This window comes from Streptomyces sp. NPDC051172, from assembly GCF_040682555.1.
Taxonomy (GTDB): domain Bacteria; phylum Actinomycetota; class Actinomycetes; order Streptomycetales; family Streptomycetaceae; genus Streptomyces.
Window position 1 is genome coordinate 102,401 of record NZ_JBFBBE010000001.1, and the last position, 22,693, is coordinate 125,093.

At 71.1% G+C, this 22,693-nt stretch carries 22 protein-coding genes; 9 read left to right on the top strand and 13 right to left on the bottom strand.

The window, feature by feature from the left end:
- Position 1: 1 nt before the first annotated feature.
- The 5 genes from AB0N07_RS00415 to AB0N07_RS00435 all read right to left on the bottom strand — a co-directional run bounded on the left by AB0N07_RS00415 (position 2) and on the right by AB0N07_RS00435 (position 4,696).
- The gene (locus AB0N07_RS00415) at positions 2–1,132 is read right to left on the bottom strand and encodes an aromatic ring-hydroxylating dioxygenase subunit alpha (protein WP_365830517.1); all 1,131 of its coding nucleotides are present in this window, start codon (positions 1,130–1,132) and stop codon (positions 2–4) included.
- Between the two features lie 130 nt (positions 1,133–1,262).
- Complete coding sequence (locus tag AB0N07_RS00420; protein WP_365830519.1) at positions 1,263–2,423, bottom strand: FAD-dependent oxidoreductase; 1,161 nt, start codon at positions 2,421–2,423, stop codon at positions 1,263–1,265.
- Complete coding sequence (locus AB0N07_RS00425; protein WP_030928447.1) at positions 2,420–2,782, bottom strand: bifunctional 3-phenylpropionate/cinnamic acid dioxygenase ferredoxin subunit; 363 nt, start codon at positions 2,780–2,782, stop codon at positions 2,420–2,422. Before AB0N07_RS00425 ends, AB0N07_RS00420 begins: the two co-directional genes overlap by 4 nt.
- Positions 2,783–2,981: 199 nt before the next feature.
- A complete protein-coding gene (locus tag AB0N07_RS00430) occupies positions 2,982–3,611 on the bottom strand; it encodes an MBL fold metallo-hydrolase (RefSeq protein WP_365830521.1) in 630 nt (209 codons plus the stop codon).
- On the bottom strand, positions 3,611–4,696 hold the full coding sequence (locus AB0N07_RS00435; protein ID WP_365830523.1) for an S-(hydroxymethyl)mycothiol dehydrogenase: 1,086 nt from the start codon (positions 4,694–4,696) through the stop codon (positions 3,611–3,613). Before AB0N07_RS00435 ends, AB0N07_RS00430 begins: the two co-directional genes overlap by 1 nt.
- Positions 4,697–4,933: 237 nt before the next feature.
- Here AB0N07_RS00435 and AB0N07_RS00440 point away from each other — a divergent pair, with 237 nt between their 5' ends.
- The 4 genes from AB0N07_RS00440 (at position 4,934) to AB0N07_RS00455 (ending at position 6,369) form a co-directional block, all read left to right on the top strand.
- Positions 4,934–5,071, top strand: a complete 138-nt coding sequence (locus AB0N07_RS00440) for a hypothetical protein (RefSeq protein WP_365830525.1) — start codon at positions 4,934–4,936, stop codon at positions 5,069–5,071.
- Positions 5,068–5,280: a hypothetical protein gene (locus AB0N07_RS00445; protein ID WP_365830527.1), complete on the top strand. Its 213-nt coding sequence runs from the start codon at positions 5,068–5,070 to the stop codon at positions 5,278–5,280. The genes AB0N07_RS00440 and AB0N07_RS00445 overlap by 4 nt, the downstream gene beginning before the upstream one ends.
- Before the next feature lie 151 nt (positions 5,281–5,431).
- The gene (locus AB0N07_RS00450; RefSeq protein ID WP_365830529.1) at positions 5,432–5,902 is read left to right on the top strand and encodes a hypothetical protein; all 471 of its coding nucleotides are present in this window, start codon (positions 5,432–5,434) and stop codon (positions 5,900–5,902) included.
- Positions 5,812–6,369, top strand: coding sequence for an amidohydrolase family protein (locus AB0N07_RS00455; protein WP_365830799.1), 558 nt, complete (start codon positions 5,812–5,814; stop codon positions 6,367–6,369). Before AB0N07_RS00450 ends, AB0N07_RS00455 begins: the two co-directional genes overlap by 91 nt.
- Positions 6,370–6,379: 10 nt before the next feature.
- Here the strand turns inward: AB0N07_RS00455 and AB0N07_RS00460 are convergent, their stop codons facing one another.
- Positions 6,380–8,311, bottom strand: a complete 1,932-nt coding sequence (locus AB0N07_RS00460; RefSeq protein ID WP_365830531.1) for a glycosyltransferase family 2 protein — start codon at positions 8,309–8,311, stop codon at positions 6,380–6,382.
- Positions 8,312–8,569: 258 nt separating this feature from the next.
- Entirely contained in the window at positions 8,570–11,944 is a 3,375-nt protein-coding gene (locus AB0N07_RS00465; protein WP_365830533.1) for a pyruvate carboxylase, read from the bottom strand.
- Between the two features lie 394 nt (positions 11,945–12,338).
- Between AB0N07_RS00465 and AB0N07_RS00470 the strand changes: the two genes are divergently transcribed.
- The 4 genes from AB0N07_RS00470 to AB0N07_RS00485 all read left to right on the top strand — a co-directional run bounded on the left by AB0N07_RS00470 (position 12,339) and on the right by AB0N07_RS00485 (position 16,132).
- On the top strand, positions 12,339–13,616 hold the full coding sequence (locus AB0N07_RS00470; protein WP_365830535.1) for a DUF3533 domain-containing protein: 1,278 nt from the start codon (positions 12,339–12,341) through the stop codon (positions 13,614–13,616).
- 15 nt (positions 13,617–13,631) lie between these two features.
- Positions 13,632–14,159 carry a GNAT family N-acetyltransferase gene (locus AB0N07_RS00475; RefSeq protein WP_365830801.1) on the top strand — a complete coding sequence of 176 codons (528 nt, stop codon included), beginning with the start codon at positions 13,632–13,634 and terminating at the stop codon, positions 14,157–14,159.
- A 269-nt stretch (positions 14,160–14,428) separates the two neighbouring features.
- Positions 14,429–14,788: a DUF779 domain-containing protein gene (locus AB0N07_RS00480; protein ID WP_365830537.1), complete on the top strand. Its 360-nt coding sequence runs from the start codon at positions 14,429–14,431 to the stop codon at positions 14,786–14,788.
- A gap of 159 nt (positions 14,789–14,947) precedes the next feature.
- Positions 14,948–16,132, top strand: a complete 1,185-nt coding sequence (locus AB0N07_RS00485) for a phosphodiester glycosidase family protein (RefSeq protein ID WP_365830539.1) — start codon at positions 14,948–14,950, stop codon at positions 16,130–16,132.
- Between the two features lie 15 nt (positions 16,133–16,147).
- On the opposite strand, the gene AB0N07_RS00490 is transcribed toward AB0N07_RS00485, so the two are convergent.
- The 6 genes from AB0N07_RS00490 to AB0N07_RS00515 form a co-directional block, all read right to left on the bottom strand.
- Positions 16,148–16,342 carry a hypothetical protein gene (locus tag AB0N07_RS00490; RefSeq protein WP_365830541.1) on the bottom strand — a complete coding sequence of 65 codons (195 nt, stop codon included), beginning with the start codon at positions 16,340–16,342 and terminating at the stop codon, positions 16,148–16,150.
- Between the two features lie 111 nt (positions 16,343–16,453).
- Complete coding sequence (locus AB0N07_RS00495) at positions 16,454–17,257, bottom strand: phosphatidylinositol-specific phospholipase C/glycerophosphodiester phosphodiesterase family protein (protein WP_365830543.1); 804 nt, start codon at positions 17,255–17,257, stop codon at positions 16,454–16,456.
- Positions 17,258–17,494: 237 nt separating this feature from the next.
- Complete coding sequence (locus tag AB0N07_RS00500) at positions 17,495–18,577, bottom strand: acyl-CoA dehydrogenase family protein (protein WP_365830545.1); 1,083 nt, start codon at positions 18,575–18,577, stop codon at positions 17,495–17,497.
- Positions 18,574–19,755, bottom strand: a complete 1,182-nt coding sequence (locus AB0N07_RS00505) for an acyl-CoA dehydrogenase family protein (protein ID WP_365830547.1) — start codon at positions 19,753–19,755, stop codon at positions 18,574–18,576. Before AB0N07_RS00505 ends, AB0N07_RS00500 begins: the two co-directional genes overlap by 4 nt.
- Positions 19,752–20,729: an NADPH:quinone oxidoreductase family protein gene (locus AB0N07_RS00510; protein ID WP_365830549.1), complete on the bottom strand. Its 978-nt coding sequence runs from the start codon at positions 20,727–20,729 to the stop codon at positions 19,752–19,754. The genes AB0N07_RS00505 and AB0N07_RS00510 overlap by 4 nt, the downstream gene beginning before the upstream one ends.
- A gap of 108 nt (positions 20,730–20,837) precedes the next feature.
- Positions 20,838–21,335 (bottom strand): Lrp/AsnC family transcriptional regulator, encoded by a 498-nt coding sequence (locus tag AB0N07_RS00515; protein ID WP_365830551.1) that lies wholly within the window; start codon positions 21,333–21,335, stop codon positions 20,838–20,840.
- A 98-nt stretch (positions 21,336–21,433) separates the two neighbouring features.
- Between AB0N07_RS00515 and AB0N07_RS00520 the strand changes: the two genes are divergently transcribed.
- Positions 21,434–22,645, top strand: coding sequence for a PLP-dependent aspartate aminotransferase family protein (locus AB0N07_RS00520; protein ID WP_365830553.1), 1,212 nt, complete (start codon positions 21,434–21,436; stop codon positions 22,643–22,645).
- Positions 22,646–22,693: the final 48 nt, after the last annotated feature.

The window sequence follows — 22,693 nt, forward strand, 5'->3', positions numbered from 1 at the left end:
GTCACCCCTGGGACAGGCCCAGGCGCTCGTTCACCCAGTCGTGGAAGGCTCCGATGTGGTGCTCGCTCGGCACCAGCACGCCGCCCTTGGCGTACATCCGGGAGCTCATGCCGGGCTGTGTGCGCTCGCAGGCGTCGAAGTCCTGGCGGTTGACGCGGTCGAAGAGCTCCACGGACCGGCTGACGTCCTTGCCGCTCTCCACGACGTGCGGGAGGTAGAGCCAGTCGCATTCGACGATCGTGCGGTCGACGGCCACCGGGTACATCCGGTGGAAGATCACATGGTCGGGGACGAGGTTGATGAAGACCTGCGGCTTGACCGTGATCGCGTAGTAGCGGCGGTCCTGGTCCTCGGCGACCCCGGGGATGCGGTCCAGGCCCTCGGAGCCGTCGACCGTGAAGCCCTGCACCTCCTCACCGAACTCGGCGCCGTGCCCGACGTAGTACTGGGCGGCGTAGCCGTCGGCGAACTCCGGGAGCACCTCGGTGAGTTCGGGGTGGATCGTGGCGCAGTGGTAGCACTCCATGAAGTTCTCGATGATGAGCTTCCAGTTCGCCTTGACGTCGTAGACGATCCGCTTGCCCACGGAGAGGTTGTCGATGTCGTAGTGCTCGATCGACTCCACGTCGCCGAGACGGGAGATCACCTCGCCGATGACGTCCTCCTCGAAGGAGGGCGGGTTCTCCGCCAGGCACACCCAGACGTAGCCGAGCCATTCACGGACGGCCACACTGACCAGGCCGTACTCGGTGCGGCCGACGTCGGGCATCTTGGTGAGGTTGGGGGCCGCGACCAGCTTGCCGTTCAGGTCGTAGGTCCAGGCGTGGTACGGGCACTGGAAGGCCCGCTTGACCTCGCCGGTCTCCTCGGTGCAGAGCTTGGCGCCGCGGTGGCGGCACACGTTGAAGTAGGCGCGGATCGAGTTGTCCCGGGCGCGGGTGACGAGGATGCTCTCACGGCCCACGTCGACGGTGCGGAAGGCGCCGGGCTTGGCCAGCTCGGAGGAGCGTGCGACGCAGAACCACATGGTCTCGAATATGCGCTCCTGCTCCTGGGCGAAGATCGCCGGATCCGTGTAGGAGGAACCAGGAAGGGTGGCGATCAGGCTGTCCGGCAGGCTGGTCGAGGTCACGGTGCACTCCTCGGGAACGTAATGGTAGGAGCGCCCCACAGGGGCGCGGGACGGTGCTTGTGTGCGGCTCCGCCGGGGGGCGCGACCAGCCACAATGGCGCCGCAGAAGAAAAACGGCACATCACGGCACTCACAGCGAGGCGCTCAGCTGCTTGCGCCAGCGGGTGAACAGCCGCGGCTGGTTCATCCCGAGCACGGCGACCGGCTGTCCGGCACGCCGGTAGACGGCGAGGACGTTGCGGTCGTCCGCAGCGCCTTCCTCGACCGTCACACTGTCGGCGCCGGCCGCATGGCCGGCGAACTGGATCTTCACTCCGTACTGGTCGGACCAGAAGTACGGCGGCCGGGGCACGCCCGGCTCCACCGCACCGCCCGCCAGCAGTGTGGCGATGGCGGCGTCGGGGCGCTCGCGCGCCCCGGTCCAGTGCTCCACGCGGCGATGGGCGCCCGCGCGGGGGTCGTACCAGTTGGCGCAGTCGCCGACCGCGACCACACCGGCGAGGCTGGTGCGGCCGTCGGCGCCGCACTTCACGCCGTTGTCGAGCGTGACACCGGAGCCTTCCAGCCACTCGACGCACGGGCGTGCACCCACACCGACGACGACGATGTCGGCGGGGATGCTGCGGCCGTCCTCCAGCAGCACGGCGTCGACCTGGCGCTCACCGCTGAGCCCCTTGACGCCCACGCCGCACAGCAGCCGTACGCCGTGGTCCGCGTGGAGTGCGGAGACGACCGCACCCATGGTCTCGCCGAGCGGTCCTGCAAGCGGCGTCGGGGCCGCCTCGACCACCGTCACGTCGAGCCCGAGGGCGTAGGCCGTGGAGGCGACCTCGGCACCGATGAAGCCGCCGCCGATCACCACGAGCCGTCCGCCGCGGGCCAGTTCGTCGCGCAGGGCGCGGGCGTCGTCCAGGGTGCGCAGGGTGTGCACTCCGGAAAGGCCCTCGGCGCCGGGCAGATTGCGCGCGGCGGCACCCGTCGCGATGACGATGCCGTCGGCGCGGAGCTCACTCCCGTCGGCGAGCCGGACGGCGCGCCGGGTGCGGTCGAGGCCGGTGGCGCGGGCGCCGAGCAGCCACTCGGCCCCCAGGTCCTCGTCGTCCGTCTCCAGCACGAGGTCGGCCTCGCCGATCGTGCCGGCCAGGAACTCCTTGGACAGCGGGGGCCTGTCGTACGGGCGGTGAATCTCGTCGCCGATGACGACGAGCCGCCCGTCGTAGCCCTGCCCCCGCAGTGAGCGCGCCGCCGACAGGCCGGCCAGCGAGGCGCCGACCACGGCGACCGTCCTCACGCGGGACCTCCGGCGAGGCGGGAGGCGATGCAGGGCGGCAGATTGGGGGCGTCGGTCGACACCTGGACGTAGATCATGCCGTCCTCGACGACGACCTCGTGCGTCCGCACCGGCAGCTTGGCCGGTGGGGCGTCGACGGCGCCGGTGCGCAGGTCGAACTTGGAAGCGTGCAGCGGGCATTCCACCTCGCAGCCCTCCAGCCAGCCGTCGGCGAGCGAGGCGTCCTGGTGGGTGCAGGTGTCGTCGATGGCGAAGACCTCGCCGTCATCGGTATGGAACACCGAGACCGGCGGATCGATGTCGAGCCGGAAGGCCTCACCTCGCGGGAGATCCGCGAGACGGCACACGGGAATCATCATGACACCTCGGTGCGTATAACGAAACGGATTGCGGTAAGCGCAACATCAGTCTGAGGTCGCCCTGAACCCTTGTCAAGGAGTTCAGGGGCCCCGATGACCCCTGCCGAGTGTTGCTTTTCATGCAACTTCAAGCACGATATGCAACACCCTCAAGGCAGGGGTCGGCACCGGAGTCAGTGCCTTCGAGCAGGTCAGCGGGTCAGTGACCGCGTGCGATCCAGTCCTGCAGGTGCGGGGCCTCCGCACCGACGGTGGTCGTGTCCCCGTGACCGGTGTGCACGACGGTGTCGCCGGGCAGGGTCAGCAGCCGTTCCCGGATGGAGTCGATGATGGTCGGGAAGTGGCTGTACGACCTCCCTGTGGCCCCCGGGCCGCCCGCGAAGAGCGTGTCACCGCTGAAGAGCGCGCCGAGCGCCGGCGCGTACAGGCAGACCGCACCAGGGGCGTGACCGGGCGTGTGCAGCACGGTCAGGTCGACGCCCGCCACCGTCAGGACCTGGCCGTCGGCCAGTTCCGCGTCGGGCGCCCGCTCCGGATGCGTCTGCTTCCACAGGGGCAGGTCGTCGGGATGGAGGAGGACCGGGCCGCCGGTGCGCGCCGCGAGATCGGGCGCGGCGTCGATGTGGTCGTTGTGCGCGTGGGTGCACACGATCGCCCGCAGGGTCCGGCCGCCGACGGCCTGGGCGATGGCGTCGGCGTCATGGGCCGCGTCGACGACGATCACCTCGTGGTCGTCGCCGACGATCCACACGTTGTTGTCGACGTCCCAGGTACCGCCGTCCAGCGAGAACGTGCCCGAGGTGACGAGGTGTTCGATGCGGGCGGCCATCAGAGCACCACCACCGAGCGCAGGACGTCGCCACCGTGCATCCGCTCGAAGGCCTTCTCGACCTCGTCCAGGGCGATGGTCTCGGTGACGAAGGCGTCCAGGTTCAGACGGCCCTGCAGGTAGAGGTCGATCAGCATCGGGAAGTCGCGGGAGGGCAGGCAGTCGCCGTACCAGCTCGACTTCAACGATCCGCCGCGCCCGAACACGTCCAGGAGGGGCAGTTCGAGCTTCATCTCGGGGGTGGGCACTCCGACGAGGACGACCGTGCCGGCGAGGTCGCGGGCGTAGAAGGCCTGCTTGTACGTCTCCGGGCGGCCGACCGCCTCGATGACGACGTCGGCGCCGTGGCCGCCGGTCAGCTCGCGGATCGCCTCGACGGGGTCGGTCTCCTTGGAGTTGACGGTGTGGGTCGCGCCGAGCTTGCGGGCGGTCTCCAGCTTCCGGTCGTCCAGGTCCACCGCGATGATCTTCGCGGCACCCGCCAGGTTCGACCCCATGATCGCGGCGTCGCCGACGCCACCGCAGCCGATGACCGCCACGCTGTCGCCGCGGCCGACGTTGCCGGTGTTGATCGCGGCGCCGATGCCCGCCATCACACCGCAGCCCAGCAGGCCGGCGGCGGCCGCCGACGCCGAGCGGTCGACCTTGGTGCACTGACCCGCCGCGACCAGCGTCTTCTCCGCGAAGGCGCCGATGCCCAGCGCCGGGGACAGCTCGGTGCCGTCCTCCAGGGTCATCTTCTGCTCGGCGTTGTGGGTGTTGAAGCAGTACCACGGCCGCCCGCGCAGACAGGCCCGGCACTGACCGCACACCGCACGCCAGTTGAGGATCACGAAGTCACCGGGGGCGACATCGGTGACGCCCTCCCCCACCGACTCCACCACGCCCGCGGCCTCGTGGCCCAGCAGGAAGGGGAAGTCGTCGTTGATGCCGCCCTCGCGGTAGTGCAGATCGGTGTGACAGACCCCGCAGGCCTCCACCTTCACCAGGGCCTCGCCCGGCCCGGGGTCGGGCACGATGATCGTCTCCAGGCTGACGGGGGCGCCCTTGCCCCGCGCGACGACTCCACGGACCTGGTGCGTCATGGCCACTCCTCGGCTGGTACGAGACTGAGTCAGATGTTGCTCAATACGGCACACATCTCATGTGCCGCAACACAGCATCGTGGAGCGCGGACCCGGGGTCAAGGCTCTCGGGGGTGCACGGTCGACATCGGCGATCCCAAGGATTGACGGTCGTTTCCTCCCCTCTTGCCGTAGCGATCGTTCCAGCAATGTGGTTGCGCCGTCGATGCGCAGGGCCTGCCGGCGCGCTGCGGTGCCGTGGCGGCGACGTCCCTCGGTGCGGCAACCACGCAGGCCGCCGACGCCCCGCTGCCGTCCGGCAGTTACCGCATCGACGTGCACTGCCACATCGTCCCGGAGTTCTACCGCAGGTCGCGCCGCGGCCCGGCGACTTGAACGACTACCTCAGCCGCGACCTGGTCCACACCACCACCGCGCGGCTCGCCGGACGCTTCGGCGGCTTCGCCGTGCTGCCACTGGGCGCGCCGGCCGGCGGCACTTTGCCCTGCATCTCCTACCGCACCAGCCTGCTCACCGTGACCCCGGCGGTTGCGCAGCAGTGGGGATCGGCGGCCTGGACGACAGCAACCCCGCCTCCCTCGTAGAACCACGGCATGGTTCCGCTGCCCGGGTGGTCTCCCGGGCAGCGGGACCGTCGCTCAGTCGTCGGCGACACCGGCGCCACTGAGGGCCGGTACCGTGGCCGACGGGGGTGTGGCCCCAGATGCTGCGCCTGAGAAGCACCGGAGCCGCCCCATGACCAGCGCAGCCGGCCGGGTCGACGTCCACCACCACATCGTGCCGCCGCTGTATCGCGACGCTCTCGCCAAGGTGGGCACCACCGAGGCCGGTGGTCGTGACCTGCCCGACTGGAGCCCGGGGGCCGCGCTGGAGGCGATGGACCTCCTGGGCACCGCCACGGCCATCGTGTCCGTGTCCAGCCCCGGCACCGGCTTCCTCACCGACCCGGCGGCGGCCGCCGAGCCGGCCCGGCAGCTCAACGCCTTCTCCGCCTCCTTGCCGCAGACCACCCCGGCCGCTTCGGGTACTTCGCCACCCTGCCCATGCCCGATGTCGCCGCCTCAGCGGCCGAGACCCGGCGGGCCCTGGACTAACTGGGCGCCGACGGGGTCACCCTGCTCGCCAACAACCAGGGCACGCATCTCGGCACGGGCGGCCAGGACCAGTTGTGGCAGGTCCTCGACGACCGCGGCGCCGTCGTGCTGATCCGCCCGGCGGACCTCCCGGCGCCCGCCGTCGAGAACGTCCCGCCGTTCGCCGCGGACTTCCTGCTGGACACGACCCGCGCCGCCGACCTCCTGGTCCGCAGCGGCATCGTCCGGCACTACCCGAACATCCGGTTCATCCTCAGCCACGCGGGCGGTCTCGTGCCGTACGCCTCGCACCGGTTGGCCGTGGCGATCGCGAGCGACACCGGACGCAGCCCGCTGGACATCCTGGAGGAGCTGCGCGGCTTCTACTTCGACACCGCGCTGTCCTCCAGCCTGGACGCCGGCGTGGATGCAGGCACACTGGCGGCCGTGAACCGCACCAACGCCGAAGCCCTGTTCCCCCGCCTGGGCGGAGCCCCGGTGTCGGCTCCGGTCCGATCCCCCGCCGCCCGCCTGCGTCAGTCCGCCCAGCGAGCCGGGGCGCGGCTCTTCTTCAGGCTCGTCCAGTCGGGCACCCGGTAAAGCCGGAGACTCAGCGGCCCAACCGTCGCCGTACCCGCCGTACTTGCCCGTTCTCCGCCACCGCGTCGAGGAGTCGGCGCCCGCTGCCGGGCTCGTAGGCCGGGCCTTCCAGGCGGAGCAGGGCGCCGTCGCGGACGACGGCGTGGGCGACCGGGGTGTCCGTCTTCGGGAGGGTGACCGGGTGGCGGCCGGCCGGGAGGGCGAGACGGGTGGGCAGGCGCAGTTCGGCCGTCGCGCCGTCGGGGGCGGGGATCAGCTCGGCGTCCAGGGCCAGGGAGGCGACCGTGACCTTGATGCGCGCCGGGGCTCCGGCTGCCCCCGCCGCAATGTACGGCAGTGGGAGGGAACGTCTGCCGCGTCCGCTGTTCGCCGCGGAGGCGTCGGCAGTGTCGGGGCCGAGCCTGCGCTGGCGCTGGTCCACGTCGAGGGCGAGCTGGCCGCCGGCCGTCCAGTACGGGAGCGCGAGGCGGCCGCCGGTCAGTGCCGGACCCGTGGCCGGGGCGCCCGGGGTGCCGTCGCCGGTGACGCGGACCATCCGGTCGATGCCGAGTAGTTGGACGTACGCCCACACGTCGTGCACCCCGCGCTCCAGCGGACGGCCGCCGGCCATGCGCTCGGGATCGAGGAGCAGCCGTCCGGAGGCGACCAGCCGTGAGCGGCTCTCGCCGAGCGGCTCCAGGCGCACCTCCAGGTCGCCCTCGGGGTACCACCAGTCCTCACGGTCGCGGTCCTTGACCACCAGTTCCGCGTACGCCAGCCGGAACGGGTCGCGGACCTCCCAGCCGTCCTCCGCTCCGGGCACGCCGGACAGCAGCTCGGGGTCCAGCCATCGCTTGCCGTCCCGCTCGACGAGGGTCAGCGGTTCGCCGTCGCCGCGCAGCAGGTCGAGGGTGACGTCGGCAACCAGCCGGCCGCCCTCCCAGCGCAGTGCGCCGACCTCGCTGCGGGCCTTCACCTCGCGGACGCGCTCGGCGAGAGCCACTGCGCCGTCGAAGTCGCCGCTTTCGAGGAGTTCGGCGCGTAGCCGGGACACGGTGGGCAGGCCTTCGCGTACGCCCGCCGGGAACTCCGTCAGCGCCAGTTCGCGGGCCGCCTCGAAGCGCTGCCTCTGCTCGCCCGGGTCCTCGCGGAGGATCTCGGGCTCGCGGGTGCGGGAGAGGATCTCGACGTGGTAGAGGCGGTGCAGGAGGCGGTTCTGCAGGGCGTCGATGTCGTCGGAAGCCTCGGTGCCGTCCTTGATCTGGCGGACGATGGTGCGACAGTTGGGCCAGAAGCCGTGCCGGGGGCTGAACCGGTGCTGCGTGTTGTTGCCGCCGTCGTCCCGCTTCATCCAGTAGTAGCAGGGGTAGTCGGCGAGGATCGAGATCCGCTCCGCCTTGAGGTAGGCGGCGCTGACGAAGAGCAGGTCCTCCAGGATCCAGGGGCCCTCGGGGAAGCGCAGGCCGTGCTCCTCGACGAAGGCGCGCCGGAACATCTTGTGCGGCGACATGCTCTGCATGAGCTCGTCGTTCTCGATGGTGCAGGCGTCCACCGTGTGCCGGAACAGCCGTCGGGGCCGGACCATGGTGGTGGACATCTTGCCGAGCACCACGTCGGAGTCATTGCGCTTGGCGAACTCGTACAGCCGCTGAAGCGCCTCGGGGCCGAGGGTGTCGTCGTGGTCGACGAACTGGACGTACTCGCCCCGGGCGTGGCTCATGCCCAGGTTGCGCGGTGCGCCCGGCCAGCCCGAGTTGGGGCGGGTGTGCACCTGCACGTTCGGGTGCTTCGCGGCGATCTTCTCCAGGCGGGCCAGGGTGTCGTCCGTCGAACCGTCGTCGACGTAGATGACCTCGTACTCGTCGGCGGGCAGGGACTGCCCCAGCAGCGACGGCGCGCACTCGTCGACGTACTTCCCGGTGTTGTACACGGGCACGACGACGCTGACCTTGACTCTCGGCATCCCAGAGACCTTACCCGGCCACCGGAAGGACGTCATTCATGGCAGGGTCATGCCTGCGGTGCCGGGACGTACTCGGCGGGCGGTCGAACACCGTGGAGCAGCTGCGGCGCCCCGCTGACCGCCTCCACCGCGACCGCGAGGCACACATCCGTCGCACCCGAGGAATCCCAGGCCGGGCCGGCCCCGCCGACCGATCGGTGGGGCCGGCCCTCTGGCACAGGCGCGGGGGCCGGCGGTGTCGACAGTGTGAGCGACGGCTCAGCCGATCTCGACGAGCAGGTCGCCGCCCTCCACCTGCTGGATCTTGTTGATGGCCAGCCGGCCGACGGTGCCCGCCCTGGGGGCGGTGATCGCGGCCTCCATCTTCATCGCCTCGATGGTGGCCACCGTCGCACCGGCGTCCACCTCGTCGCCCTCGGCGACCGCGAGGGTGACCACGCCGGCGAACGGGGCGGCGACATGGCCCGGGTTGGTGCGGTCGGCCTTCTCCGTCACCGGGACGTCGGAGGCGGCCGACTTGTCGCGGACCTGGATCGGGCGGAGCTGCCCGTTCAGGGTGGACATCACGGTCCGCATGCCGCGCTCGTCGGCCTCGCCGACCGCCTCCAGCTCGATCAGCAGCCGGACGCCCGGTTCGAGGTCGACGGCGTACTCCTTGCCGGGGCGCAGCCCGTAGAAGAAGTCCTTGCTGTCGAGCACGCTGGTGTCGCCGTAGGCCTGACGGTGGGTCTCGAAGTCCCTGGTCGGGCCGGGGAAGAGCAGCCGGTTGAGGGTGGCGCGGGGCTCCTTCGCCAGGCCCTCGCGGTCCTCCGTGCTCAGCTCCTGCACGGGCCTGGGCTCGGCGCGGCCCTCAAGTGCCTTGGTGCGGAAGGGCTCCGGCCAGCCGCCGGGCGGGGTGCCCAGCTCGCCGCGCAGGAAGCCGATGACGGAGTCGGGGATGTCGTACCGGTTCGGGGTCGCCTCGAACTCGGCCGGATCCACCCCGGCGCCCACCAGGTGCAGGGCGAGGTCGCCGACGACCTTGGAGGACGGGGTGACCTTGACCAGGCGGCCCAGCATCCGGTCGGCGGCGGCGTACAGATCCTCGATCTCCTCGAAGCGGTCGCCGAGGCCGAGCGCGACGGCCTGGGTGCGCAGGTTGGAGAGCTGGCCGCCGGGGATCTCGTGGTGGTAGACGCGGCCCGTCGGGGAGGCGAGGCCCGCCTCGAACGGGGCGTAGACCCTGCGGACGCTCTCCCAGTACGGCTCCAGGTCACCGACCGCCTGGAGGTCGAGGCCGGTCGGGCGGTCGGAGTGGTCGGTCGCGGCGACGATCGCCGACAGCGACGGCTGGGACGTCGTTCCCGCCATCGACGCCACCGCGCCGTCCACCGCGTCCGCGCCCGCCTGGATCGCCGCGAGGTAGGTGCCGAGCTGGCCGCCCGCCGTGTCGTGGGTGTGCAGGTGGACCGGGAGGTCGAACTCCCGCCGCAGCGCGGATACGAGCTTGGCGGCGGCCGGGGCGCGCAGCAGACCCGCCATGTCCTTGACGGCCAGGACGTGCGCACCCGCCTCGACGATCTGCTCGGCGAGGCGGAGGTAGTAATCCAGCGTGTACAGGCGCTCGTTCGGGTCCGACAGGTCCGAGGTGTAGCAGAGGGCCACCTCGGCGATCGCCGTGCCCGTCTCGCGTACGGCGTCGATGGCGGGGCGCATCTGGCCGACGTCGTTGAGGGCGTCGAAGATGCGGAAGATGTCGATGCCGGTGGCGGCGGCCTCCTGCACGAAGGCGTCGGTCACCTCGGTCGGGTACGGGGTGTAGCCGACGGTGTTGCGGCCGCGCAGCAGCATCTGCAGACAGATGTTGGGAACGGCCTCCCGCAGAGCGGCCAGGCGCTCCCAGGGGTCCTCGGCGAGGAAGCGCAGTGCGACGTCGTAGGTCGCTCCGCCCCAGCACTCCAGGGACAGCAGCTCGGGCAGGGTCCGCGCGACCACCGGGGCGACCGCGAGGAGATCCTTGGTGCGGACGCGCGTGGCGAGCAGCGACTGGTGGGCGTCGCGGAAGGTGGTGTCGGTGACGCCGATGGTCGGCGACTGGCGCAGCGCGCGGGCGAACCCCTCCGGGCCGAGCTCGACCAGCCGCTGACGCGAACCGGCGGGCGGCTCGCCTGCGGGCAGCACCGGCAGCTTGCTGACGGGTTCGATCAGCTCGGGGCGCTCGCCGTTCGGTTTGTTCACCGTCACGTCGGCGAGGTAGGTGAGCAGTTTGGTGCCGCGGTCGGCGGAGGAGCGGGAGGTGAGCAGGTGCGGGCGCTGTTCGATGAACGACGTCGTCACCCGCCCGGCCTGGAAGTCCGGGTCGTCGAGGACCGCCTGCAGGAACGGGATGTTGGTGGCCACGCCACGGATGCGGAACTCGGCCACGGCGCGCCGGGCCCGTCCGATCGCGGCCCTGAAGTCCCGGCCCCGGCAGGTGAGCTTGACCAGCATGGAGTCGAAGTGGGCGCTGATCTCCGTACCGGCGTGGGTGGTTCCGCCGTCCAGGCGGATGCCGGAGCCGCCGGGTGAGCGGTAGGCGCTGATGCGGCCGGTGTCCGGGCGGAAGCCGTTGGCCGGGTCCTCGGTGGTGATACGGCACTGCAGGGCCGCGCCGTGCAGCTTCACCGTCTCCTGGGACAGGCCGAGGTCGGCGAGGGTCTCGCCGGAGGCGATGCGCAGCTGGGACTGGACGAGGTCGACGTCGGTGACCTCCTCGGTGACCGTGTGCTCGACCTGGATGCGCGGGTTCATCTCGATGAAGACGTGGTTGCCGTCGCGGTCCAGCAGGAACTCGACGGTGCCCGCGTTGCGGTAGCCGATCTCGCGGGCGAAGCGGACCGCGTCGGCGCAGATGCGGTCGCGCAGCTCCGGGTCGAGGTTGGGTGCGGGGGCGAGTTCGACGACCTTCTGGTGGCGGCGCTGGACGGAACAGTCGCGCTCGTAGAGGTGGATGACGTTGCCCTCGCCGTCGGCGAGGATCTGCACCTCGATGTGGCGGGGGTCGACGACCGCCTTCTCCAGGAAGACGGTGGAGTCGCCGAACGCGGAGGCCGCCTCGCGGGAGGCCGCCTCGATGGACTCGCGCAGCTGGGCGGGGTCCTCGACGCGGCGCATTCCGCGTCCGCCGCCGCCCGCGACCGCCTTCACGAACACCGGGAAGCCGACCTCCTCGGCTGCGCGGACGAGTTCGTCGACATCGGTGGAGGGCGCGGAGGAGCCGAGCACCGGAACACCGGCGGCGCGGGCGGCGGCCACCGCGCGGGCCTTGTTGCCGGTCAGTTCGAGAATGTGCGCGCTCGGCCCGACGAAGGTGATGCCCGCTTCCTCGCAGGCCTTGGCCAGCTCGGGGTTCTCGGACAGGAAGCCGTAGCCGGGGTAGACGGCGTCGGCGCCCGCCTGGCGCGCCGCGCGGACGATCTCCTCGACGGAGAGATACGCGCGGACGGGGTGGCCCGGCTGGCCGATCTCGTACGCTTCGTCGGCCTTGAGCCGGTGCAGCGAATTTCGGTCCTCGTGGGGGAAGACGGCGACGGTCCTTGCGCCCAGCTCGTAGCCTGCGCGGAACGCCCTGATCGCGATCTCACCACGGTTGGCTACCAGCACCTTGCGGAACATCGCCGCTCCCTTCAGCCCTGCGGATGACGTCCCCCATGGTGTCGGTGACATGCCCTTCTGGCCATGTGAGCCGGGCCACTCACCCCGCGTGTCGTCGTGCAGACCGAAGAAACGTCAGGAAGGGAGGTCGGCTGCCGCCTTTTTGACGGCCTCGCGGACACGGGCGCAGGTGCCGCAGCCGACCTCCGGGACGAGCATCTCGGCGTCGGCACCGGTCACCAGGACGTATGAGGGGCCGGGTGGGCCGTGGGTCGCCCGAGTGCCGTCAGGCCGCCGGGGACTTCCGGACTGTCGCGCGCGGCCTGGCCGCCCCGGCGCCCGCTCCTCCGTAGGCTCTGCTTGCTGCAGAGGAGCCGTGAGGCAGACGTCCCGTCCCCACAACCTACGGAGAACCATGGCCGACGCCAGCCCCCAGGCCCGTGCCGCCACACTGCTGGGCCGCCCCAAGCTGTGGCTCATGCCCACCGTCCTGACCGGACTGCTCGCCTTCCTGCTGGCCCTGCTCTACATGGGCGGCATCGTCAATCCGCAGCGCGATCTGCACCATCTGCCCATCGCCCTGGTCAACGCCGACACCGGCAGACCGCCGGCCGGGCAGCAGCAGAACGCGGGCACGCAGATCGCCGCGGCCATCACCGCCGACAAGTCGAACGACAAGGCCCAGTGGCGCACGCGCACCCTCGCCCAGGCCCGGGACGACCTCGACTCCGGCAAGGTCTACGGCGCCCTGGTCATCCCCTCCGACTTCACCGCGTCCATCACCGCACTGACCACGCCCGGGGCCACCGCGCGGCCGACGATGACGGTGCTCACCAACCCCGGCAAGGGCAGCCTGGGTTCGTCCCTCGCCAGTCAGATCAGCACGGCGGCGGCGCACCAGGCCTCGCAGACCATCGGCAAACAACTGACCGCGGCCGCGGGAACGCGGGCGAACTCCACGACCAAACTGCTGCTGGCCGACCCGGTGAACGTCGTCACCCAGGTCGGCCACCCGATCGGCAGCCACAGCGGCCTCGGGCTGAGCGCCTTCTACTACACGCTGCTGCTCGTGCTGGCCGGCTTCCTCGGCGGCAACGTCATCAACAACGCCGTCGACACCGCACTCGGCTACGCCGACAACGAGATCGGCCCCTGGCACACCCGCCGCCCCACCGTCCCCATCAACCGCACCCAGACGCTGCTGCTGAAGATGGCCATGACCGCCGGCATCACCGTCATCAGCGTCTCCCTGGTCATGCTCGCCACCATCGGCCTCCTGGGCATGGACGCCACACACATCCCGCTGCTGTGGATCTACTCCTACTGCGCCTCCCTCGCGGTCGGCCTGGGCGTGCAGGCCATCAACGCGGCATTCGGCGGCATCGGCCAGCTGGTGTCCATGTTCGTGTTCATCGTCCTCGGTCTGCCGTCCTCGGGCGCCACCGTCCCCCTCCAGGCCATCCCAGGCTTCTACCGCTTCCTGTCCCACTTCGAGCCCATGCGCCAGCTCAGCGACGGCGTCCGCGCCATCCTGTACTTCGAGGCCCGCGGGGACGCCGGCCTGACCCGCTCGTGGATCATGATCGCGGTCGGCGCGGCCCTGGGCCTGCTCTTCGGCTTCGCGATGACGCGGTACTACGACCGCAAGGGGCACCAACGGCTGACGCCGCAGCCGGTCGCTGCCCGTACCTGATACTGGCTGATCATGATGACCACCGACCCTTCCGATCTCGTCCGGCCGCGAACGGACGGCGACCTCGCCGCCTGCGTCGAGGTTCTGGCCGCCGTGCACCGACACAGCGGCTATCCGGTCAACTGGCCCGACCGCCCGGCCGATTGGCTGACGACACGCTCTCAGTTGGCGGCCTGGGTGGCCGAACTCGACGGCCCTGTGGTCGGGCATCTCAGCCTGTCCCGGGCCGCCGAGGGGGACGCGGCGCCCGCGGTGTGGGCCGCCCGCGCGGGGATCGGCGTCGACGTCACCGCCGTGGTCGGCCGGTTGTTCGTGTCACCGACCGCACGCGGGCACGGGCTGGGCGCCGCGCTGGTGGCACGAGCCGTCGGGGAGGCCCGGACACTGGGGCTGCATCCCGTGCTCGACGTCGTCGACTCCGACACCGCGGCGACGGCCCTGTACGAGCGCCTGGGCTGGGAACTGCTCGATGTCGTCGAGCAGCGCTGGGCACCGGACCGGACGGTGTCGGTGCGTTGCTATGCGGCGCCCGGGCAGCCGTAGTCGTCTTGCTGCGGTGGGGTGCGCCGAGGATGCTGTTCCGGTGCCAGGGCAGCGGAGGCGAAAACACCGGCAACGGGGAGAGCGGCGGCATGCCGCCGAACGTCCCGCTCCCGAGGCCGGCCACTGGAAGGTCGTCTTCGAGACTCAGGACGAGTCCGAATGGCGGGCGCATCTCCGGCGTCTGCGGGCCACGGACCGGCCCGACGCTCCGAGTGAGGGCGAGGGCCGCTGCAACCCTCTCGCAACCTCCCCCGTGCTGCCCTGAACCCATGTATGAGGAGACCCCGCGCGTCGAACTCACCCCCGCCGCCGCCGACCTGCTGCGCCGGCTGCGTGCCACGCACGGCCCGTTGATGTTCCACCAGTCCGGTGGCTGCTGCGACGGCAGCGCGCCCATGTGCTACCCGGACGGCGAGTTCCGCACCGGCGGCTCGGATGTGCTGCTCGCGGAACTGGAGGTCGACGGGGTGCCGGAGCCGGTGACGTTCTGGATGTCGCGCAGCCAGTACGAGGTGTGGAGCCACACCCGGCTGATCGTGGACGTCGTAGCAGGCCGCGGCAGCGGTTTCTCGCTGGAAGCACCCGAGGGGGTGCGTTTTCTCACCCGTTCTCGCGTAGTCGGCGCATAGTCGTCCCGCGGACCACCGCGATCTGATGCACTTCCCCTGAGACCCGAGACAGTTGACGATCCCTCAGGGGGAACTGTGACGCGTCATCAGAAGCGTTTCGCAGCAGGCAGATCCGAGGCAACGGTTCGGACGTCGGTCAGATCGGCACTGGCGTTTCTCATGGCATTCGGCGCACTGGCCGGTGCGGCCCTGGTGGGGGCGGCACCGGCCAGTGCTGTGGAGAGCGGCACGGCGCTCGCGCCGGGAGTCACCTACAAGCAGTTCGACGTCCAGGGGGCGAAGGGCGTGACCCACGCCCATCTGCTCACCGTGGACCTGCGCAACAAGCACGTACGCCTCGGCCTGCTCTATCCGGGAGCCGTGGCCGCACGTGCCGCCGTCTCCAGGATGGCCGACGCACAAGGGGCCCTCGCGGGCATCAACGGCGACTTCTTCAACATCTCCGAGACCCAGCACCCCGGCGTCGAGGTGACGGGCTCGACCGACGGGCCGGCGATCGCGAACGGCCATGTGCTCAAGGCGTCGGTGCCGGACGGGCAGCGCTTCGGGCCGGCCCTGCCACCGGGCATCACCACCCGGGACGTGCTCGGCGTGGGCATGGACCGCAGGGCCCGGCTGGACCGTCTGACCCTCGCCGGGTCGGTCCGCACTCCGTTGGGACGGCTGCCGCTGGGCGGGCTGAACCAGTACGCGCTGCCGGAGAATTCGGTCGGCGCCTTCACCTCCGGCTGGGGCAGCGTCTCCCGGGTCCGCGCCACCTGCGGCACGGACACCGACCGGGCGGCCGCCTGCAGCACGGACACCTACGAGGTGACGGTCCGCAGGGGCCGGGTCGTCGCCACGTCCGGCACTCCCGGCAAGGGCGCCATCGCCGCGGGGACCACGGTGCTCGTCGGCCGGGAGGCGGGCGCGCAGCGGCTGCGGAAGTTCTTCAAGGGCGAGCCGGTGACGGTGACGCACCGACTGGTCTCCGCCACCACCCGCAAGGCGTACAGCTTCGCGCTCGGCGGCTACCCCGTCCTGAAGGGCGGCCAGCCACTCGCGGGCCTGGACGACACGACCGGGGCCGTGCGCACGGCCGTCGGCATCGCGAACGGCGGGAAGCGGCTGCTGCTGTTCGCCCTGGACGGTGCGCCCGCCTACCGCAAGGGCCTGACGATCGCGGAAGTGGCCGACACCATGCGGGCGTTGGGCTCGACCGACGCCTTCAGTCTGGACGGTGGCGGATCGACGACCCTGGTCGCCCGCGCGCCCGGGGCGGCAACCGTCTCCGTACGCAATCATCCGTCCGGCGATGCGGAACGGCCGGTCCCGAACGGAATCGGGGTGTTCTCGACGTCATGAGACGGCTCGTGGCCCTCAGGGCCTGAGGCTGCTGACGATGTCTGCGGTCGCCGTCACGCCACTGTGAATGGTGGGCGCGATGTTCGTGCCGGCCAGATAGAAACCGAGCAGTGTGCACACCAGGGCGTGGGAGATCTTCAGTCCGCCGTTGCGGGTGAAGATCACCGCCAGGACCAGCAGCAGCACCACCACTGAGATGGAAATCGCCATTGTCAACCTCCTCCGCTGCGCCGCCACTTCCGGTTCGCGGCGTTCGGCCGCAAGTGTGGCGTAGCGGAGGGTTCGTCCGTGCGGCTGACCTGTCCGCCGAACGTGTGGTGTCTACGCCACTCGGTGGGCGTCCAGGAACGCCTCAAGGCCGGCGAGGTCGTCGGTGTTGAAGTAGTCGACGCCGGCGGCGAGCAGCTCGGCCCACAGGGCGTCCCGAGCGGGGCCGGCCAGATCAGGGGTGTTCCAGAAGCGCACCTTCTGCACGCGCGCGTGCGCCCGGCCGATGATGCCGCGCAGCTTCTCCCGCTCGGCGTCGGGGAACGTGCCCTCGCCGAGCCAGGTGAAGTTGAGCTGCCAGTTGTCGCTGATCAGCGGGATGAAGGAGGCGGGCGCCGAGGTGCCGAGGTCGGTGAGCCGGCCGTCGTAGAAGGCCCGCCGTACGGTCTGGGCCTCCATGGGGATACGCGCGGCACGGTCGCCGGAGATCACATTGGTGACCGGGCCGGAGTGCACACGGCCGTGGGCGTACGTCGTGAACAGGTGCTTGTAGCGGCGGAGATGGCGGTCGTGTTCGAGGTAGGTCGACGAGCCCTCGGTCTTGATGCCGATGAGCAGTTGGAGCGGCTTGCGGTGGCCCCGGTACACGGAGCCGTTGTTGGCCTTGACCAGAGCGGCCAGCGGGTCGAGGTAGAGGGACTCCAGGGTCCGGGTCGGGTCGAGGTCGCTCTCGGTGTGGCCGATGAGGAGCTGGTCGCCGACGAGGAAGATGTCGGCCTCGACGCTGCCGAAGCGGTGGTCGAGGGCGTCGAAGAGGGGGCGCGGATGCTCGTAGTCGTTGTGGGCGTGGGCGTTCCACAACGGGCGGCGGTGCTTGTGTTCGTCCGCGAACGCGCTGCCGGCGGGCGGCGCGAGCACTGCCGCGAGTGTGGCACCGAACGCGGTGAGGGCTCTGCGACGGGTGACGGGGCCATGTTCTGCCTCCCTGTGGGGCGGGTCGGAACCACAGGGAGTATCGGGCGGAAGCGGCCTCAATGGACCTGCGCACGACAGGAGTTGGCCGGACTGCCGTGGTCCGTTCACTCCTGTCGCAGGACGGCATGGAAAGGCCCGCCCCAGGTGGGGCGGGCTTCACCGGGTGACCGTCAGGGGACGTCAGGGTGCCTGGAGGTCGACGAGTTCGGCCACGGCGGACCGGTGGGCGCCGGCCGTGCCGTAGGCGATCGAGTCGGCCTTGGCCCGCTTGAGGTTCAGATGGATCGGGTGCTCCCAGGTCATGCCGATGCCGGCGTGCAGCTGGAGCGCCTCCTCGGCGGCGTGCACCGCGACCGGCGCCGCGTAGGACTGCGCCACGGCCACCGCCACTTCGACGTCTCCTCCGGTGGTGAGCGCGTCTGCGGCATTGCGGGCAACGGCGCGGAGGTTGACGACCTCCAGCCACAGCTGGGCGAGGCGGTGCTTGAGCGCCTGGAAGCCGCCGACGGGCCGGTTGAACTGCTTGCGCTCCTTCAGATAGCGCACGGTCTCCGTCAACGCCCAGTCGGCGAGCCCGAACTGCTCGGAGGCGAGCAGCCCGGCCGCGGACCGCAGGGCACTTCGTACGGCGGGTTCGGCCTCACCGAGCCTGCGCGCCCGCGCCCCGTCCAGGGTGACGGTCGCGAGCGGCCGGGTGAGGTCGAGGGAGATCTGAGGAGTGACGGTGGCCTCGGACGCGTCCACCGCGTACAGCCCACCGTCCTCGGCCGGTACGAGCAGCACGTCCGCGGCAGCCGCGTCCGCGATGCCGGTCAGCTCCCCGTGCAGGGTGCCGTTCTCCAGTCGTACGGCGGGAAAGGCGGTGCCGGGGGCGCGGTGCAGCGCCACCGCGAGCACGCCGATGGCACGCCCGGAGGCCAGCCGCTCGAGCAACTCCTCGTCGCCACACTCCAGCAGGGCCTCGGTGGCGACGACGGCGCTGGAGAGGTAGGGCACGGGGGCGACCGCGCGCCCCAGCTCCTCCAGTACGACGGCGACCTCGCGGTGCGTGGCGCCCTGGCCGCCCTGCGCCTCGGGCACCAGCAGGCCCGCCAGGCCCATGCCGTCGGCGAGGGCCTTCCAGGCCGCGAGGTCGTGCGGGGCGTCGGACTCGGTCCGTGCGATGACGCCGGGCGCGTCGCAGTGGTCGGCGAGGAGGTCCCGTACGGCGGACCGCAGCGCCTCTTCCTCCTCGGAGTAGAGGAGATCGGGCTGTGCGCTCATCGGGCGAGGTCCTTCCATGCGACGTCCTTGTCGGTGCGCGGCTCGGACGGGAGGCCCAGGACGCGTTCGGCGACGATGTTCAGCAGGACCTCGCTGGTCCCGCCCTCGATGCTGTTGCCCTTGGAGCGGAGGTAGCGGTAGCCGGCCTCGCGGCCGGTGAAGTCCACCAGTTCGGGGCGGCGCATGGTCCAGTCGTCGTACAACAGGCCCTCCTCGCCGAGGAGTTCGACCTCCAGACCGCTGATCTCCTGGTTGAGGCGGGCGAAGGCGAGCTTCATGCCGGCGCCCTCGGGGCCGGGCTGCCCGGCGACGAGCTGCTGGCGCAGGCGTTCGGCGGTGAGCCGGGCGACCTCGGACTCCACCCACAGCTTCAGCAGCCGCTGGTGCAGGTCGTGGGTGCGCAGTTCGGGGCGCTCGCGCCAGGTCTTCGCGACCGGGGCGATCATGCCGCCCTCGCGGGGCAGCCGCATGCCGCCGATGGCGACGCGCTCGTTGTTCAGGGTGGTCTGCGCGACGCGCCAGCCGTCGCCGATCTCGCCGAGGCGGCGGGAGTCGGGGATGCGGACGTCGGTGAGGAACACCTCGTTGAACTCGGCCTCACCGGTGATCTGCCGCAGCGGGCGGACGTCGACGCCGGGGTCGGTCATGTCGCAGACGAAGTACGTGATGCCCGCGTGCTTGGGCACGTTCGGGTCGGTGCGGGCGATGAGGATGGCCCAGCGGGCGTTGTGCGCGCCCGACGTCCACACCTTCTGCCCGTTGACGACCCAGTCGTCGCCCTCCCGGACGGCCCGGGTGCCGAGCGCGGCCAGGTCGGAGCCGGCGCCGGGCTCGCTGAACAGCTGGCACCACACCTCCTCGCCGATCCACAGCGGCCGCAGATAGCGCTGCTTCTGCTCCTCGGTGCCGTACTTGAGGATCGTCGGGGCGGCCATGCCGAGGCCGATGCCGTTGCGGCGCGAGTCGTTGTCGGGGGCGCCGGCGGCCTCCAGCTCGGCGTCCACGACGGCCTGAAGGGAGCGGGGCACGCCGAGCCCGCCGAGGCCCTGCGGGTAGTGCACCCAGGCCAGACCCGCGTCGAAGCGGGCCTTGAGGAAGTCCAGGCGGTCGGTGGTCGCCGGCGGGTGGGCGGCCAGCAACTCCTGTGTGCGGCTGCGCAGTTCGGCTGCGTCGGTCATGCGGCGGCTCCGTTCTCCAGGGACGGCAGGACGGCCACCCGGCCGGTGGTCACGCCGTCGGCGACGCGCTGCACTGCGGCCGCGGCCCCGGCCAGCGGCACGCGCTCGCTGACCAGCGGCTTGACGGCACCACGGGCGGCCAGCTCGGTGAGCTGCTCGTGGCAGTGCGCGATCAGCTTCGGGTTCCTGGTGCCGTACAGGCCCCAGTGCAGGCCGAGGATCGAGTAGTTCTTCACCAGGGCGTGGTTGAGCCCCGGGCTGGGGATGACGCCGCTGGCGAAGCCGACGACCACGATCCGGCCCTCGAAGGCGACGACCTTGGTCGACTGGGCGTAGGCCTCGCCGCCGACCGGGTCGTAGATGACGTCGGCGCCGCGGCCGCCCGTGGCCTCCTTGACGGCGTCGATGACGTCCTCGCTCTTGCGGTCGATGACGACGTCGCAGCCCGACTCCCTGGCCGCAGCCACCTTGTCGGCCCCGCCGACGACCCCGATCACGGTGGCCCCGGCCGCCTTGCCGAGCTGCACGGCCGCGCTGCCGACCCCTCCTGCGGCAGCGTGGACGAGCAGCGTCTCGCCTGCTTCCAGGTGAGCGCGCCGGTGCAGACCGAACCAGCCGGTCTGGTAGCCGATGTGCAGGGCGGCGGTCTCGGCGTCGTCCAGCGAGTCGGGCGCGGGCAGCAGGGTGGCGGCGTCCGCGAGGGCGTACTCCGCGAAACCGCCGTGCGGCAGCGCGGGGTTGGCGATGACCCGCCGCCCGTCCTCGGTCTCCCCGCAGATCTCCACGCCCGGCGTGAACGGCAGCGGCGGGCGCACCTGGTAGTGGCCACGGCACATCAGCACGTCCGGGAAGTTGATGTTCGCGGCCCGCACCTTCAGCAGCACCTGGCCGTCGCCGGGCGTGGGCGGCTCCACCTCCTCGAGCCGCATCACCTCGCTCGGCTCGCCGTTCTCGTGCACTTGCCATGCCTGCATGCGGTGCCTCCAGGGGACTGCTCTGTCTGACCGGGGTCCATCGCATACTAAGCGGTCGCTTGCCCATGAGGAAACACTTCCCACGGACAAGACTCCCGGTGGCCGGGTTCACTCGGGCAGTACACCGCGGCCGTCGCGGACCTCGAAGACCAGCTGGGTCTCGGTCTGCCGCACCATGGGGTGGACGGTCACGTGCTCCAGGATGAGATCCCGCAGCTCTTCCGGGCTCGCCACGGCCACATGCAGAAGAAAGTCGTCGTCGCCGCCGACGTGCCACACGGTCAGGGCTCCCGGCACCCTGACCAGCCGGTCGTAGAGGGTGCGGACGTGTTCGCGACTGTGGCTGCCCAGGCGGACCTTGATGATGGCGTGGATCGGGTGGCCGAGTGCGCCGAGGTCGAGCCGGGCGTTGATGCTCGTGATGACACCGGACTCCCGCAGCGCACGGACCCGGTACGCGCAGGTCGACTCGGCTACGCCCACCCGGGCCGCGAGCGCCGCGTTGGTCATCCGGCCGTCCTCCACGAGGGCGACCAGGATGGCCAGATCGGTGCCGTCGAGCGCCGCCGCAGCGGGTTGCGTTTTCTTCAGCTGCTGGCCTGTCATGAGCCCTCCTCTTGCCGAATCCGCACCAATATCGGGGATCGACCATGGCTTCCACAATGACTCTTGTGGGGTCTTGTGGATCGCCTCATTCTCTGGGCATGACCTCGTCGTACCTGCATCTCGACTCCCTGGCCGTCCACGCCGGCCGTGAGGACCTGACAGAGCTCGGCGTCCACGCGCTTCCCATCGACCTGTCGTCGACCAATCCACTGCCGGACATCGAGGCCGGCGGGCTGTCCTACGAGGCCATGGCGGGCGGAGGGACGCCGAACGCGGACGGTGGAGCCGTCTACGCGCGGCTCTGGAACCCGACCGTGGCGCGGTTCGAGTCGGCGCTGGCCCAGATGGAGCACGCTCAGGCCGCCGTGGCGTTCTCCTCGGGCATGGCGGCGATGACCGCGGCGATCCTGGCGACCGTGAAGGAGACCGGCCGCCGCCATGTCCTGGCCGTCCGCCCCCTCTACGGCGGCACGGACCATCTGCTGGCCTCGGGCCTCCTCGGCACGGAGGTGAGTTACTGCTCGGCGCCGGACGTGGCCGCCGCCATCCGTCCCGATACGGCGATGATCGTGCTGGAGACGCCCGCCAATCCGACCCTCGAACTGGTCGACATCCGTGCCGTCGTCGAGGCGTCCCAGGGCGTTCCGGTGCTCGTCGACAACACGTTCGCGACGCCGGTCCTGCAGAATCCCGTGGACCTCGGTGCCGCGATGGTGCTGCACAGCGCGACCAAGTACCTGGGCGGACACGGCGACGTGATCGCCGGTGTCATCGCCTGCGGCCAGGACCAGGCAGCCGCGCTGCGCCGGGTCCGCACGGTCACCGGCGGTCTGCTGCACCCGCTGGGCGCCTATCTCCTGCACCGGGGACTGGCCACGCTTCCGGTTCGGGTACGGGCCCAGCAGGCGAACGCCCAGCGGATCGCGGCATGGCTGACGACCCACCCGAGCGTCGACCGCGTCCACTACCCCGGGCTCGACGGAGACCCGCAGGGGCTGCTCGGCCGACAGCTGAAGGGCACCGGAGCGATGATCTCCATCGACCTCCGCGGCGGCTGCGAACAGGCCGCGCACGTCACCTCGGCGGTCAGCCTCTTCACCCATGCGGTGTCCCTGGGCGGCGTCGACTCACTGATCCAGCACCCGGCCTCACTGACACACCGGCCCGTCGCCCCTCAGGCCCGCCCCGCCGCCGGCCTGATCAGGCTCTCCATCGGGCTGGAGGCCCCGGAGGACCTGATGGCGGACCTCGACCGGGCGCTCACCACGCACCGGCCGATCCCTGTGGCAGCGGGCGTGTCCCACGCGTGACCGTCAGGTCGTGACGGACGGGCGGCCGCACGCCTGGCCTGCCCGGAT

What these genes read in the sequence shown, in the direction of transcription:
- AB0N07_RS00490 (WP_365830541.1), bottom strand. Translation starts at nt 16,342, where the DNA reads ATGGCGATTTCCATCTCAGTGGTGGTGCTGCTGCTGGTCCTGGCGGTG.
- AB0N07_RS00480 (WP_365830537.1), top strand. Translation starts at nt 14,429, where the DNA reads ATGTATGAGGAGACCCCGCGCGTCGAACTCACCCCCGCCGCCGCCGAC.
- AB0N07_RS00460 (WP_365830531.1), bottom strand. Translation starts at nt 8,311, where the DNA reads ATGCCGAGAGTCAAGGTCAGCGTCGTCGTGCCCGTGTACAACACCGGG.
- AB0N07_RS00435 (WP_365830523.1), bottom strand. Translation starts at nt 4,696, where the DNA reads ATGACGCACCAGGTCCGTGGAGTCGTCGCGCGGGGCAAGGGCGCCCCC.
- AB0N07_RS00515 (WP_365830551.1), bottom strand. Translation starts at nt 21,335, where the DNA reads ATGACAGGCCAGCAGCTGAAGAAAACGCAACCCGCTGCGGCGGCGCTC.
- AB0N07_RS00425 (WP_030928447.1), bottom strand. Translation starts at nt 2,782, where the DNA reads ATGATGATTCCCGTGTGCCGTCTCGCGGATCTCCCGCGAGGTGAGGCC.
- AB0N07_RS00450 (WP_365830529.1), top strand. Translation starts at nt 5,432, where the DNA reads ATGACCAGCGCAGCCGGCCGGGTCGACGTCCACCACCACATCGTGCCG.
- AB0N07_RS00475 (WP_365830801.1), top strand. Translation starts at nt 13,632, where the DNA reads ATGACCACCGACCCTTCCGATCTCGTCCGGCCGCGAACGGACGGCGAC.
- AB0N07_RS00500 (WP_365830545.1), bottom strand. Translation starts at nt 18,577, where the DNA reads ATGAGCGCACAGCCCGATCTCCTCTACTCCGAGGAGGAAGAGGCGCTG.
- AB0N07_RS00465 (WP_365830533.1), bottom strand. Translation starts at nt 11,944, where the DNA reads ATGTTCCGCAAGGTGCTGGTAGCCAACCGTGGTGAGATCGCGATCAGG.
- AB0N07_RS00520 (WP_365830553.1), top strand. Translation starts at nt 21,434, where the DNA reads ATGACCTCGTCGTACCTGCATCTCGACTCCCTGGCCGTCCACGCCGGC.
- AB0N07_RS00430 (WP_365830521.1), bottom strand. Translation starts at nt 3,611, where the DNA reads ATGGCCGCCCGCATCGAACACCTCGTCACCTCGGGCACGTTCTCGCTG.
- AB0N07_RS00485 (WP_365830539.1), top strand. Translation starts at nt 14,948, where the DNA reads ATGGCATTCGGCGCACTGGCCGGTGCGGCCCTGGTGGGGGCGGCACCG.
- AB0N07_RS00470 (WP_365830535.1), top strand. Translation starts at nt 12,339, where the DNA reads ATGGCCGACGCCAGCCCCCAGGCCCGTGCCGCCACACTGCTGGGCCGC.
- AB0N07_RS00510 (WP_365830549.1), bottom strand. Translation starts at nt 20,729, where the DNA reads ATGCAGGCATGGCAAGTGCACGAGAACGGCGAGCCGAGCGAGGTGATG.
- AB0N07_RS00505 (WP_365830547.1), bottom strand. Translation starts at nt 19,755, where the DNA reads ATGACCGACGCAGCCGAACTGCGCAGCCGCACACAGGAGTTGCTGGCC.